Origin of the sequence: Butyricimonas sp. RTP31003st1_G1_RTP31003_210430, from assembly GCF_040920905.1 — a bacterium.
In the GTDB taxonomy this organism is placed as follows: Bacteria; Bacteroidota; Bacteroidia; order Bacteroidales; family Marinifilaceae; genus Butyricimonas; species Butyricimonas paravirosa.
The window spans coordinates 19,648-35,750 of record NZ_JBCOSQ010000053.1 but is presented as its reverse complement, the minus strand read 5'-3'; the positions used below and the strand labels follow the sequence as shown (position 1 = coordinate 35,750).

The window sequence follows — 16,103 nt, the reverse complement described above, 5'->3', positions numbered from 1 at the left end:
ATATCTCGCACAAACTCGTAATCCTGCCACACGCCACCCACGTAATTAAACATGGCCAAAATAAACAACGTCCCGAAAGCTGCCATCACTTGATAAGAAGTCAAACTGGAAACGAACAAACCAATCGCCGCGTATGCACACAGCAACAGGTAAAGCCCCAACATTCCCGTCAACACGTAAGGGAAATCTATATTTTGAATCGTACATACCCCGAAAAGTACGTAAAACAACAAAATACCCATCATGGCCAACCCGAATATCATCAATGCCAAGTATTTACCCAACACGATTTCGGCATTACGCAAAGGAGCCGATTGCAGCAACTTGATCGTCCCACCACTCAAATCCCGGCTAATCATGTTCATCGTGAGCAAGGGAATATAAAAATACAGGGTTCCCTGTACATTCCCGAAAAGTTGCCCGAAAATACTAGTCACTCTCCACGATTCGTATCCCATGGCCTGCCGAACTACAATATCTTCCAGCATCCCGGACATAATCATCCCAACCTGGTAAGCAAACACCACCAAAAGCAACCAAGCAATTGGTGAATAAAACAAAGACTGTAACTCCGTCTTCGCTATCTTGAATATCATTTTCATAAGCTCTCCTTTTTAGCGGTTCTTACTCTTGGCCGACAATTCGGCAAACACGCTATCCATGGAACTCTTCTCCATACGTATCTCCAACAATTGCCAATTCCGGGTCACACTCGCCTCCACGATCTGGGTAATCGCCTCCCGGGAATCCGAAAAGTTTACCCGGTAATCCATGCCTCCCATACTCACCGCATCCTCCACACCGGAGAGCATCTTCAACTCGTCCACTGGCGGGGCCGATGCCAGACTCACGAATATCGTGTTCGGTACAATATAATTATCAAACTCTTCCACCGTTCCGGCAAAAACGACTTGTCCTTCCTCTATCATCCGGATATAATCACACGTAGCCTGCACTTCCGACAAGATATGCGTGGAGAGAATCACCGTACGTTCCTCGGCAATCTCTTTAATCAAATGCCGAATCTCCACGATCTGATTCGGGTCCAGCCCGTTGGTCGGCTCATCCAGCACGACAAATGCCGGGTTGTGAATAATCGCTTGGGCTATCCCCAAACGCTGTTGATACCCACCCGACAGATTACGTACCAAGCGCTTACGAAAATGACTCAACCCACATCGTCCCATCACGACCTTAATCGCCTCGGCCACCTCTCCCGTGGGAATACGACGAATATTAGCCGTGAAAGCCAAAAATTCCTCCACGGTCAAATCATTATACAAGGGTGGTTTCTGGGGTAAAAAACCAATATAGCGCTTGGCCTCCACCGGGTTCTCTCTCATACTTACTCCCTTGATGAAAACCTCCCCTTCCGTCTGTTTCAACACCCCGCACATAATGTTCATCGTCGTCGATTTACCCGCCCCGTTAGAACCCAATAAACCGTAAATACCGTTTTCCGTTATCTCAAAATTAATATCCCGAATCGCCCATTGTACACTGTAACGATGAGATAAATGCTCTACCTTAACAATTGATTCTTCCATAAAGTATAGTTTTGAATAAATATTACCACACGTCTTACTTACACTTTATAGAATACCTGAAATAGAAAACGGTACTATTTTCTACCCTTATTTATCCCTGTTTAGGGCTTAGGCGATGCACATCCAAGACATCCAAAAAAGATAAAGACGACACAACTCGGCTGTATCTCAGCTTCGTGTCGTCTTTATCTCGGCTTTGTTCAACGTTCTGCCAATTATATCGGTAGAAACACGGTTAAATTACGCCATATTCTCCAAAGCTTGGGCCAACTGATCAGGACATGAAGTTGACTTTCGTCCACAGCATATTCCCCGCAACCGACGGATGGCCTCATCTTTTTTCATTCCTTTCAACAAGGCTGCCACCCCTTGCGTATTTCCGGCACATCCCTTCTTGAAACCGACTTCCACGATCACATCGTCTTCCAACACGATATGAATCTCTTTCGAACAAACCTCTGCCGAGGGAGTATATGTAATTTCTTTTCTTGCCATAATGACCACCTGAATTTGACGCTGCAAAGATAGAATTATTTCAAGAACCTCTCTTTTCCACTATATTAAAAAAGGAGAAATCCGCTTTACCGGAAATCTCCTTTCACACTTACACGATTCGTATTACAATTTATTCAGCCAGTAAATATTTCGTGAAATAATCCCTTTTCTTCTTTTCGAAATAAGATTTATAAGGCCCTTCAAAAGCATGACCTTGATTCGGTAAGATCAACAAATCGAAATCCTTTCCTTGCAAAATCAACTCGTTCACCACCCGGTACGTGTTAGCCGGATGCACGTTATTATCCACCTCTCCTGTCACCAGAAGTAAACGACCTTTCAAGTATTTTGCCAGTTTCTGATTCGTTTTCACGGTAAACTTATAATCGTCCCCGATTCCTTGATAAGTCTCTCCCCACGTACGATTATAAATGCGATTATCGTGATTACCCGATGAGGCCACAGCCACTTTGTAAAAATCAGGATAAGTACAGATTGCTGCAAAAGCCATCATACCACCCCCCGAGTGTCCGAAAATACCTACCCGATTCGTATCAATAAAAGAATATTTACGTCCCAATTGTTCCAATCCCGCCTTGTCATCCGCTAACGCATAATCCCGTAAATTCCCGTACCCGTAGGTAGCGTACGCTTTGTCCCGGAAGGGAGAACCGCCCCGATGTCCGAAACATACTACGATAATCCCCCTTTGTGCCAAAGCCGTGTTATTATAACGATCCAACACGGTAAAATCCGTCCACACGGTTTCCGTTTGTGGCCCCGGATATACTTGCGACACGATCGGGTATTTCTTGCTAGGATCAAAATCATAAGGTTTCCACATAATTCCGTAAAGATCCGTTTTCCCGTCAGCCGCCTTCACGGTAAACTGTTCCGGGTACTTCCAACCATACGCCAACAAACGAGAAACGTCCGCTTTTTCCAAAACGGTCAGCAAGCGCCCGTTTATATCACGTACGGAAATTTGTGGTACCGTGTCTATACGGGAAAAATTATCCACGATCAGACCTCCTCCCAGATGAACAAACGTGCTATGTGTTGCATTTTCAGGGGTTAACAAGGTCAAGCGTTTTCCATTAAAACCCACACGATACAAATAAGTATAATTCGGGTTTCTTCCCTTTTCCTTACCGAACCCATACAGATAAATCTGTTTTTTCACCGTGTCAATCTTCATTATACGTCCCGCTGTCCATTCCCCGGAAGTCACCGCATTCAGCAACTTGCCATTACCATCATAGTGATAATAATGCCCCCACCCGGAACGATCGGACCACAAAAGAATATCCTTTCCTCCATTCAACACCCGGCAACTAAATAACTCTTCATTCAGATATGGTTTACTCACTTCATGCAAAATCACCTTTACTTCCCCTGTTTTCGCATCGACCGAGCATAATTCAAATTCATTTCGGGTCCCCTTTTTACGGATGAAAAAGACCCGATCCTGTACATCTGCCACTTTCAGCACTTCCAATAGTTGCCCCCGCCATTTCACCACATCCACCTTTTTAAACATCCCCGTCTTCACGTTCCCGATAAACAACTCCTGTTTTAAAATAGCGGTATCTCCCGGTAATTCGTATTTGTACTCGCTGACTGTCGGTGCCGGATCCCGAAGTGAATACACCAGAGGAAACGTCCGGATATTTCGTTTATCTTCTCTTGTAAGATAAAAAGTCCCGTCATCCGACAACCATTCGGTATTTGCCGTTTCAAACTCGTAATCTTTATCCCCGTCAAAAGTCAGTTGTACCTGTTTTTTTTGCTCTTTATCTTCCAACCAAAGATTATACTCTTTCACGATTAACTCGTATCTCAGATCGGGAGACACCCCATACGGACGAATAGAAGGATATTTCTTACGTTCAGAAGGAATCAAAACCCTATTCTTGGCATCAAACACGAATATCTTTCCCCCAACCTCTAATTTAGCTACCAACCCGTTATCATCAAATTCCGGGTTATAATATATTCTCTCTTCTTCCCCCGACAATATCTCCCGGACCAAACTATCTATAATTCGGTAGTTATATACTTCTCGTTTCCCCTCCTTCGGGTCATAGGCATAATACGCTCTCTCGCCCGGTTGTTTCTCGTAAGAGTACCAAAACAATGGTTTCGTCGGGTGAAAGAAAGGTACAATCATCGTGGAACCAATCTTATCCTTCAGATTCTGCACGTCATATTTCTCGCCCACGTATGCCTCATCCGGATTAAGTAAGGTCTTTAAATAGTTGGCCAAATTAGAGGTTGAACCACCTTGAACCACCTTTCGGGCAATTTCCAATAACTGTTCATGATATACCCCGTTATAGGAAGGGAACCATCCCATCCCACCGAACATGATTTGTTGATTTTCATTGCTAAAATCGGCAACATGATCTTCCAGAAGTCCCCGAACCGTCAAGGAATCATTTAATGCAACTGCTTTCGCCACGTCCATCATAACTAAGTAATCATTCTGACAAGGCAGAGGAATTGCTGAAATCCGTTGCCGATAGTACACGAAATCATCCGGATTACGTTCAAAATCCCGAAAATACCAACCTTGTAATACCCATTCCGTCATATCCCGGTAGAGAGCTGTAATTCGTTCATACACTTTTTCTTCTCCTTGTATCCTCACGAAATCCTGCCAATGCTCAAGCAAGTACCGCATATTCACCCTATTGACCCCTCCCAATGTTCTATCCGCAAACAAGAACCAGTTTTCCGGTTGTAAACGTTCTTCTGGCGAAATTTTATCGAAATACTCCTTCCCTAATCTAAGGCTTTCCCCTTTCTCAAGTAACTGCAATTTCAACTGCACGTACTCCCGTAAAAAATCATTGGAATACTTGCCCATAGCGTAAGTATCATCCATTGATTTCACCCGGTTATCAGGTTTCATCCCCTTTCTAATTTCGGCCATAAACACATCAGCCGATTTTCCCCCGACAAACTTATAAAGCAACTCACCCTTACCATTCAAAAGTAGGAAAGAAGGATAGGCCCCGATTTTGTACTTATCCGCATATTGCTTCCCATCTTCCGACAGCATATCCAATTTAACATTTACAAAATTGGAATTAAAAAAGTCGGCAACACTATCCAACGTGAAAACCAACGCCGCCATTGTCTTACAAGGGCCGCAATATTCCGTGTAACAATCCACGAAAGCCATTTTTCCCGCAGCAGTAGCCTTATTTAAAGCATCCTGCAAAGTGGACTTTTCAAACTCGATTTCCCTGTTTTGTGACTCTGCCTGACAGTATGCCAACAGTCCTACAAGCAAAAATAAAATCTTTCTCATATCCTTATTGTTTATCAAAATACTCTCGGTTCATTCGCATCAGCATCACCCGGTAATTTTCCCGAGTAAGGGAATCTTGGTGAGTTTCACTCAATTCCTTCACTTTTCTCGCCAGTTCCACGAAATAGGCATGAAGAACTCCCGCAGACTCGTTTCCCAAGCCAAAAGAGATGTTATTCTGTGCCATTGTTCGGGCAAAATCCGAAATGAAACAAGCCTGTATTCCTTGTTTATAGGTAGTAACAGCCTTCCGGGTATCGAAATTTTCAAAAATAACCCGATCAACATAAGCGAATAATTCTTTCGCCGTGAACGCTTTCTCCCCGTATGCACTTTCTGCCGCCACGAGGGAAGTGATGACTTTCGGATCTATAAAATGTTGCGTGATCTTCTCAGCCAATCCTACCATCATGTGGTTTATATCGTATGTCCCCGCTTGTTGCATCTCTTTGGAATGAACCCACTCCGGACGTTGTGTCAAAATTTCTGTCTCTAAATATTGTAAAGCCTTTTCCTGAAGTTCTCTCGGGACATAAATAACCGGAGATTCATTCACTCCTTTTATGACCGGACGAATAGAACGACCTCCCACCAATTTCACAATCTGAGTCAGATAAGTCTGGTATAGTGCAAGCGCTTTCAGCGAGAAATCGGATACACTTTTCCATGTATTCTGATCTTTCGGTAACTGGTTCATCCATTCTCCCAGTTGAGGATAAATCTCCCGTACCGATTCGATGCCTTTCACACTTGCCGACAAAATATCATTTGACAAGAAACCGTCTTGAGCATAGGGATCCCATTTATCCTCCGGGGCATAGAAAGCCGCCCGCATGGAAGGTAAGGCATCACTATTGCCATAAGCATAGTTAATCGCATCATAATCATACACGGAAACACGAGGGAAAAGATTCTTGACACTTACCCGGTCACCCGGTTGAGCGAGATAATTAAATACCATACCGGAAGTAATTGATGCCGATATTCCATATTTATTCAACCATTTCTCGGAACGAATATTGTCCGGGGTAAAAACGGTATTTCCGGCTTTATTAGGTTTCATTCCCAATACCTTGGCCAAAATCGATGCCAGTTGAACGGTCAACACATCTTGACGTACCCCCAAACTATGAAGATCCTTCCGGATTCTCCCGTCCAGCCACCCACATTGCAAGAAATAAGTGCCTAACAATTCATCTGCCATGGCATCCATCACGTTAATTCGGGCACATAATATTTCACCATTCACAGGATTGGTAATCATGGAAGAATTAACATCGCTAAAAGCATTTCCCCAACGGAAAAGAATCGTCCGGTAAGTCAAGGCTGCATCTTTCGCCTCCGAACTATAACGGAAGACATTCTTCCATCCGGCACTCTCGAATGCTTTTTCCCATTGTTGCATGGCCTTCTTAATACTCTCAACAAAAGGAGCCGGGGTGATCGGATCGATGTACACGCAAATCTGATTTTCCGGTTCAATAGTCAAACCTTTCTTCTGTTTTCTCAACTCCTTCACGGGAGCCGAAAGATGCCACCTCTGTATATACTCTTTTTTACGGGCCACGTATCTCTTGGTATCATATTCGGTAATCCCAATTGTTTCAAAACCATAAGCCGGATGGTTGGCTTTCAAGGTCACGGAATGTTCTGGCAGTTGCTGAATAACCATTTCCAATGTAAAAGTAGAGGCGACATCCGATCCCTGTTGCATTTGAGGATTCGCATAATAATCCGACTGGGTACGTGTCACAGAGAAGACTACCCCTTGATCCAAGATCCGGAAACCGTCAATTCCAGAAAGATTAGGATCCGGATGGCTTAATAAACTATAAGAACTCACTTTAAATAACCCACTTCCGGGATTATTCAATTCGTTCGTCAACTCGATAATCACCGACTGCTTATTTTCTCCCCAAGCCACTATCGGCAAGGTAAAATCTACGGGTACAAGTCCTGATTTTCGAATCGTATTCGCCATGCAATAATCTGTTGAATCCGTAGCAACATCTGTAACCCGGTTACGAATCACTTGAACCCGATTGTTTTTCCCGATCGAAAACCGGACAACTCCTGAGGCTTCGGAAAGAAAAGCCGAATATCCCCGCACCACTTGTGTCGTGATCAAAACCTCTTTTTCCATTCCTTCCATCGGAATCTCCAGGTAATATTTATCTCCTAAACGATAAACCGTGTAAAAACCGTTATCTATTTGTAAATCTTTCTGTTCCTTAAATTGACTGAATGTCATCGGTTCTGCATTATTTTGCGCAACAACCGGACGAAACATCAATAAAGTTACTATCAGTAACAAACATACATTCAATACTTTCATTCCTAATATATTTAGTTCAATTCAATCAATGATTTATTCTTTCCGCTCTCCCACAGAGTAATAAAATTATAAAGTGTTTTGTAGTGACTGACCGTCAACACATCCTGTCCCTCCTCCGAAGCGGTCAACGCATATTGTTTTATTTTCGAAACCAGTTGCTTGATACGAACCCCAACCCCATTTAATAAAGTCGTTGGATTCTCCCCGTTCACGACAAGATCCTGCACGAACCCCTTTTGCAATGCCTTGTCATACCGGGATAATTCTCCGTTCCGGCCCTTTTCTTCAAAGAGAGTCACGTACATACGATCCAGCAACTCGTCAATGGTCAAACCATCCGGGTTTAATTGCCGATTTTTATGTAATATCGTATACTTTAATAACATTTTAGTTATTACCTTATTGGCCGGTTCTTGTTCATAATATTCGAAATTAATTCCGGTCTTTTCCATCAAATTAGGCCGAAAAAGCCATTCCGGTTCCCGACACACGTATTCTTCCAAGAAAGCAAGTGCCTCCTCTTCCTTTTCCTTAGGTACAGGTTGATACACCGTTAAACTTTCTTCCTCCCTCGTCGGGTTATCCGTGTAACTACCACCCACGTAACGAATCACGTGGTTCACATAATTCTGGTACTGACTCAACACTGAAAGATAGCGTCTTCGTAAAGCGTAATAATCCGGATCACTCGTTTTTGTCCATTCTTCCAGATGCTCCATGATATATTTCAAATTTTTCATTCCCAAGCGATTCGCCTTGATGATGTCATCTCCACTATCTTCAGATTGTACCCGGGGATCACTATAATCCGTTTCCACGATATAAAACATCTTCGGGTCCTTCCGCTTTTCATCCACCCAAGCACGTAACTTCAAATTGTTTTCCACCAGATTATTTGTTTCCTGAAGACAACGATACCCCCATTCTATCGCAAACTCGTCGTATATCCCGATACGAGGCAATAAATCTTGCGGTTCCAAACCATCTTCCGGTTGTGCCAGATAATTAAAACGTTGATAATCCATAATGGAAGTTCCCAAACCATGTTCACGGATAAAAGTCTTGCTACGCAAACTATCCACCGGATAGGCCGTACTACCGATAAAATTATGCCGAAGTCCTAACGTATGTCCCACTTCATGAGTCAACACGGTTGCCGCCAGTTCTCCCATTACCTCATGGCTTAGAGGGTATTCTCTTGCACGGGAATCAACCGCCCCACACATCACGAAATACCAACGTTGTAACAAATCCAGAACCGAATGAAATATCGCAATATGCGAGGTAATAATTTCCCCGGATCGAGGGTCAAACACCATCGGACCGTAAGCATTCGGGATCGGGGAGGCTTTGTACGATACTAACGGATAACGAATATCACCTTCACAATATTCAGGGTCTTCTTCCGGCGAGGGAGCTAACTTTCCGTAAATCGCATTCTTGAATCCGGCTTTCTCGAAAGCACCCTGCCACGCATTTACCGCTTTTATAAAATAAGGCACCAAATAGCCCGGGGTTGCCCGATCAATATAGAAAACTATCGGTTTCACGGGCTCCACAAGTTCTCCCCGCAAATATTTCTCCATATCCTCCGGTTTCGGCTCCAAACGCCAGCGGGTTGCAAATGCCACTTTTTCCATCTGGTCATTCCGTTTCGTCATCCCATCCAATACGAAGGTAAAATACCCCACCCGATCATCAAACATTCTTTGTCTCATCGGTTTCTCTGGTAAAAGATACCATGACGCCCCCACCTCCCAAAGAGAAGAAGTGTACCCGCCATCCTTCACTTCCCCGTCAACAGCATAACCACGCATGGAACGGAAGTTTATATTTTCCGGGAAAGCTTTTACATCCAAAGCATAGGACTGCTCCTGCTGATAACCGCCTAATTTTAAGGCGACCTTCGCTCCCTTCAAGGAAAACAAATCACAATCACTCAGAAACAAATCGGTAATATCTACCAAATAACTATCAGCAGATTTGGCTTTAATCTCCAAAGAATACATCACGGGAGAGATCACATTTTTAATATAATCATCATACAAGGCGGGAGTATCTCCCAAGTAAAATACCTGGGGAGATACAATTTCAATTCTATCCTGATTCTTGATAAAACGAATCAACCGATCATACACGGAGTCCCCGCCATACCCAAAACGAGCATCCGTACTCCGCTCTTTCTGTGCCGTTCCCTTTATGATCGTTACGGCCACCAGAATATCCCGTTCAAGTTTATCATCTGGTACTTCCAGATAATATCTTCCATCCTGCACATAAACATGAAAGAACCCAGCATCTTTCGGGGTATCTTTATGAATAAATTCATCTATAGACACCTCTTTCTCATCCTCTTTCTGAATCACACGATTCCCAGCCCCGCTACTTAATACGTACAGGGAAAACAATATAATCAACAAATATTTCATACTAACGATTTAATATATTGCCCACTTTTTGCAAATCCATATTATAATTCTCGATAAAATAATCCCGTACCATATCATACCGCTTTTTCAAAAGACCGTTTACATCTTTGACCGGATTCAAGATACCATCCCAATTCTTTGATGTTGAATCCCAATCACTATTATATTCAGGAACCCGAGTTAAAAACTCTTCCGGGCAAAGTACCATCATCATCATAAAGGTCTTCCAATCATTATCTTCTGAAATAGCGGAATTTACTAACTGAGGGATTCCCGCCGCCCAAAGTTTCGAAGCAGTATACATATCAGAAGAACTAATATCGTAATTGGCACTTTCTCCAAATTCCGTTGTCGGAGCCGTTTTACCCCGCCCAATCATACTCTCTATAAAGGTTCGGCTAATGCTACTCCGGAATGCTAGTGAATCCTCCTTTGTCATCTGCGTTACTACAATATTCCCGTATGACACACATATATTGTCATAATTATACCAAGATTGAACTTCTTGGCTTAAATATTTCATCTGCACGGGTGTCACCGAAAAATCCCAAGTCACATACACAGAATCAATTTCTGAACAAAGCATAATTTTCACTGGAAGAAATTCCTTCAAAAAATCATCTGAATAAGAGGAGAACCATAACTTTTCGATCACGTCTAATTGCTCTCCCACGTACTTTTCATCGGCAGGGGTAACTAGGTATCCTTTTGTACCATCCACCCCCAAAACACCATTCATCCACCCGGAAGGAGTCCAATAAGTATCCTTATCTGTAAATTTATATAATAAACAAGAACCGTACTGATTGTAATATTCCACAATTACATCATCATAATCATGTTCCCCTTGAGGAACTGAATAACTGGAAATAATCTCCGATGGAGATAACTCTTTCTCATCATAACAAGCTACCGCACACAAGAGCCACGATAACAATATCATATAAAAATAAATTTTCCGTTTCATATTTATCTGGGATTTTGTTCTAATCTGTAATTTCTCTCTATCGCATCATAAGGAATAGGCAAAGCATAAAGCGGGGAATTACTTTCCAATATATATTCTCTCTCTACCCCCTCGGTGTCAATATATACATGAGTAACCGATAATCCCAAGCGTTTGATGTCAAACCAACGGAACCCCTCTTCTAGACTCAATTCCAATCTACGTTCCATCAAACAGAATTCCAATAACTCATTAGCATCCGTAATCTGTTCGTCAACATAAGAACCCGTCATATACCTTGTCTCTCTTAACACGTTCAAGTCATTTAACGCCAACACCCGGTCTCCATCGTTCCCCGTGGCTAAAGAACGACGAATAAAAGCCTCCGCCCGGTTTAAATAAGCTTCTGCTATACGGATACCATGGTCTGAACCATTGGAGGTATTGTAAGCTACTTTAGTTCCGTACGTACACCCGAATGGAGTACCATAATACATTTTATATCTCAAATCATTCGTTGCATCATAAAGACGTAACAAATCAGAAGAGACTTCCCAAGGTACATCATATCCCCAAGTTACATTTGTTGTGAAGAAAGCACCTCCTCCACTAAATGAATTTACTCCATAAATCCAAATAACTTCCGAACTTACATCACTATTATAAACACTCTTACCACTTCCATCCAACAAAGCCAAGCGGGTCAAATCCGGACCTTGAGCTATAGCCAAATCCGCATATTTAATCACGTTATCCATATCTTCATCACGTCCCATATAAAGATATAAACGAGAAAGTAAAGTATAGGCAGCAACGTTTCCTACACGCCAAACATTATCCGGTGTATAATTTTCTTCTAATAAAGTAGCTGCTGTTAACAAATCTTTTTCAATTTGCTCGTACAATGCTTTCAAAGAAACCCTACGAGGAAAATCATCTGTTAATTCCATTGTTAATATTAAAGGAACTCCCAATGTCGTATTTACGTCTATTCCCGGAGCATTATATGGCTGACAATATATCGTCGCTAATTTCAAGTAATAAAAACTCCTCAAAAATAACGCTTGCCCTACTAACGCATTCTTCTCCTCCTCTGTACCAGATATTTCAGAAACATAATCAATGACAACATTACACCCTTTGATTTTTTCATAATACGTTTTCCAAGAATTCACATCTGTCGGAAAAACTTCAATTCCATCAAACATCATCGGGTTAAACGTAAACACCGGAGTTCCATTTTGATGAACGGTGGCATACGTATCATTCGACAACCCGTTACACTGGACCTCATCGGTCAATAGCATTAAAAATGTCCCAGTTGCCAGCTGGTAAGGGTAAGCTTCTTTATACATTACCCCCCTCAAATCTTCTACGGAAGAAGGTTTTATCTCGTCCTGACTCGACTCTTTGAAGAAATCATGACAGGAAGTACATAACAAATACAGAAGTATTCCCAAACAATATATAGATCGATAATTCTTCATAGCAATATCAACTAAAAGGTTACATTAAGATTAAATGAATAAGAGCTGGTCAATGGTTGAGCCCCTGTCGCTACTTCCGGGTCCCGCCCTTTAAAATCTTTACTCGCTATTGTAAACGGGTTAGAAACGCTTGCTCCTAAACTGATAGACTTACATCCCATCAACTTCGCTGCTTTTTCCGAAAGGAAATAACTCACTGAAATATTATTACACTTCAAAGAAGATGCATTCACAACCCGAACATTACTATAATTATACATTTCATAGACATTACTATAGGTTGAATTATTCGGAAGATAAAAATTAGTAACATTTTTATCCGGTAACCCCGGGAATTTAGCATCCATATCCCCCGGTCTCCAACGCTCGTTCAACTCGGATGACAAATTTTCGTATTCAGAAGGTAAAGTCTGGGATTCATAAGCGGTCTTCAAAAACTTCTTTCCGCCTATCTGTAAATAAAAACCTGTTGACAGAGACAGTTGCTTATATCGGAAGGACATGGATAAACCTCCCGTAAAGTCCGGATCCAATTTACCCGCATATTTCATATACGTGGTAGGATCATTCAATGGATCTCCATCCCCGGATGTTTCCAGATTAATAATCGGATAACCTGTTTCTTGGTCTATCCCCTCACAATCAAACGCCCAGAAGGATGACACGGCATATCCCTTTTTGTAATACTCCCCAGAAGTCGCTGTTTTCCATGTCAAATTTTGTACACCAACTTTTGTTATCTCATTATTATTTTTAGAGGTATTGACATTCATATCCCAAGTAAAATATTTCGTTCGGACCGGGGTAAAACTCACACTTAACTCATACCCAGAATTATTCATACTTCCCCCATTTACCGGCATATTCTCAATACCATATTCACGGGGAACCAACAATGAAGTAATTATGTCCCTCCCTTTCTTCATGTAATACTCAAACCCAACTCGGATCTTATTATCGAATAGAGCTAAATCCACTCCGTAATTATAAGATGTCGTCTTTTCCCAACGCAAATCCTCGTAAGGCAAGGACGTGATTTCCAACAATTCATCTCCTGTATTAACATCTGTCACAGCACTAGATGCCCCGGATGTAGGAATCTTAACGATTAAACTCGGACTATAATTTGTAGCCATATTACGTTGGTAACCAAAACTAAAACGTAAACTCAGATCAGATACGATATTTTGTCTACTGAACCAAGATTCACGGGCCACATTCCAACGAAGTCCTCCTGCCCAAACTGGATTAAAATTCTCGTTAGCATAACGTCCAAAACGATTTGATGCATCCACCCGGACACTAAAATTCACAACGTAACGTCCATCGTAAGCATAATTTAACGTCAGATAGCCGCCCATTTGATTCGTTTTTCGATCCGTAATTTTACGAGTAAATTTTTTTATCAATTCATTTTCATAAGTAGTTCCTCCATAAGGATTTATTCTCACAGCAGGTACAGTGGCAAAAGATTTTCCCCGATCTCTTAAATAACCATAAGAAGTAGTCGAAAAGCCCGTATTTTTTGTACTGGACAATTCAATTCCTAACATTGCAGTTAACGTATGCACCCCATTAAACACGACATCGTATGAAAGCGAATTTCTCCAATTCCACGATATGGTCTTATTTTCATCTTGATTATATTCTCCCCCCACAGGAAGTTGTGAATTTTTGTAATCTGCATCAATAGGCTTACGAGTACCATAATCATAACCACGTATTTGGGCAATATACTCCGTCCTTTCCGTTGCCCATGATTCTCCAATAACAGATGCAATATTGACACTCCCCAACATTTGAAATCTCAATGACTCTGTAAAATCATAATTCAAATTCAGATTCGTGTTAATAGACATATTTTTATTCGAAGTACCTGTTTGATCCCGTTCGTTTATAAAATTAAATAATTTAGGTCCCGGAGTACCATCTTTCAGATAATAAGCCAATTCTCCGTTATCTTCATAAGCAGCTATTGATCTATTAATTGTTGTCGCATAAGAATATGGATTTACAATATAAAAACCATCCGTTGTCGCTTGGGAACCGGATAACGTAAAAGACGCACGCAACTTCTTACCCAAATTCATATCTAAACCAACATTAGCGCCATAAGATTCCGTATCATTCCCAATAGCCGTACCTTTCGTTGAATTATACGACAATGAGGCATAATAGCGCACATCTTCACTACCTCCCGAAATAGAAAGTGAATGAGAATGACTAAAAGGTGTTCGGAAAAGAATATCAAACCAATCAGTATTTATAGTTTCCAACTTCGCCACACGCTGTTCAAATTCATCTTTTGTAATCTCTTTCTTTAAATACTGGTTCAAAGCTCCAGCATAACCAATATTATTATTCGTCCAACTTGCTGTTAGACCTCGTTGAAAAATTTCTCGGGAAACCTCCACACGTTCTTTGGAATTCATCAGTTCCAATTTATCATAGGTCACTTGCTCTGAAACATTTAAACGAGTCGAATAGGAAATGGAAGCTGCTCCTGATTTTCCTCGCTTTGTTTTAATCACGATTACACCATTTGCCGCACGTACACCATAGATTGCCGTGGCGGAAGCATCCTTCAATACCGTGATACTCTCAATGTCATTCGGATTTAACCAGGCAATAGAACTCCCTACAAAATTACGGATATAGTCAAAGTTATCGGAATTAATTTCTCCTGCACTATCAAAAGTTTTCGTGTCAAACGGAAGTGGATCTTCTTGAATAATCCCATCCACGACCCAAATCGGCTCCTGACTACCTAACAACGTCGAAGTTCCCCGAACTCTTGTTTTTTGTCGTACCCCGACCAGTCCACTTGTATTTGTGATAACAACACCCGGTAATCGCCCCTGTAATGCCTGTTCCAACGTATTAGTTCCACTGAAATGCAAATCTTCTGCTTTAATGGAAGAAACAGAACCGGCCATCCTACTCCGATCAAATTCCTGGTAACCTGTCACAACAACCTCTCCCAACTGAGTCACGTCCTCCTTCATAACAACCGTGTATTCCAACTTATCTTTTTCAAGTTTCAGATACTCGGTCTGCATTCCAATAAAACTGACAATCAAAGAATCTACACCTTGAGGAACCCGAATTGAAAAATTTCCTTTGGAATCCGTCACGGTTCCGATGGTCATTCCCTTTAATAACACGGTTACTCCCGGAAGTGGTTCTTTCTTTGAATCAATAACTTTTCCCTTAACAATGACAAACTTGTTATGATCATTTTCAACCTTCCGTTTGATCACCACGATCTCATCCTTCACGTCATACGTGAAACCTTCCTTCTCTAGCACTCTCCTCAACACGGATTCCCAATTCTCCCCGTTTGCTGTCACGGAAATCGGTTTCGCATCTTTAAACAGCAATGAATTATATAGGAAATTCAATCCTGTCTTTTGTTTCATCACTTCCACGAACCTCTCTAATTTCACTTCTTGCAAATTCAAAGAAATCGTGTCTCGCACGGCTTTCGCTCCATATCCCGACAAACTACTCAATGTCAAGATAAGCGTTAAACTCATCACGTGAAAAAA

9 protein-coding genes are annotated in these 16,103 nt (G+C 41.7%); all 9 read right to left on the bottom strand.

All coding sequences use genetic code 11. The features are described from left to right. Positions 1-602, bottom strand: a 602-nt coding sequence (locus tag AB5542_RS15315; RefSeq protein WP_368243176.1) for an ABC transporter permease, incomplete at its 3' end; no start/stop codon positions are given. Positions 603-614: 12 nt separating this feature from the next. After that, positions 615-1,547, bottom strand: coding sequence for an ABC transporter ATP-binding protein (locus AB5542_RS15310; RefSeq protein WP_118302475.1), 933 nt, complete (start codon positions 1,545-1,547; stop codon positions 615-617). 240 nt (positions 1,548-1,787) lie between these two features. Beyond that, positions 1,788-2,042, bottom strand: a complete 255-nt coding sequence (locus AB5542_RS15305) for a TIGR03905 family TSCPD domain-containing protein (protein ID WP_087420631.1) — start codon at positions 2,040-2,042, stop codon at positions 1,788-1,790. Positions 2,043-2,172: 130 nt separating this feature from the next. Further along, a complete protein-coding gene (locus AB5542_RS15300) occupies positions 2,173-5,358 on the bottom strand; it encodes a prolyl oligopeptidase family serine peptidase (RefSeq protein WP_279038501.1) in 3,186 nt (1,061 codons plus the stop codon). Positions 5,359-5,362: 4 nt separating this feature from the next. After that, positions 5,363-7,693, bottom strand: a complete 2,331-nt coding sequence (locus AB5542_RS15295; protein WP_279038500.1) for a zinc-dependent metalloprotease — start codon at positions 7,691-7,693, stop codon at positions 5,363-5,365. A gap of 11 nt (positions 7,694-7,704) precedes the next feature. After that, a complete protein-coding gene (locus AB5542_RS15290; RefSeq protein ID WP_279038499.1) occupies positions 7,705-10,122 on the bottom strand; it encodes a zinc-dependent metalloprotease in 2,418 nt (805 codons plus the stop codon). Position 10,123: 1 nt separating this feature from the next. After that, positions 10,124-11,089: a hypothetical protein gene (locus AB5542_RS15285; protein ID WP_118302483.1), complete on the bottom strand. Its 966-nt coding sequence runs from the start codon at positions 11,087-11,089 to the stop codon at positions 10,124-10,126. 2 nt (positions 11,090-11,091) lie between these two features. Then, entirely contained in the window at positions 11,092-12,555 is a 1,464-nt protein-coding gene (locus AB5542_RS15280; RefSeq protein ID WP_118302485.1) for a RagB/SusD family nutrient uptake outer membrane protein, read from the bottom strand. A gap of 11 nt (positions 12,556-12,566) precedes the next feature. Beyond that, positions 12,567-16,091: a SusC/RagA family TonB-linked outer membrane protein gene (locus AB5542_RS15275; protein ID WP_279038525.1), complete on the bottom strand. Its 3,525-nt coding sequence runs from the start codon at positions 16,089-16,091 to the stop codon at positions 12,567-12,569. Positions 16,092-16,103 lie beyond the last annotated feature (12 nt).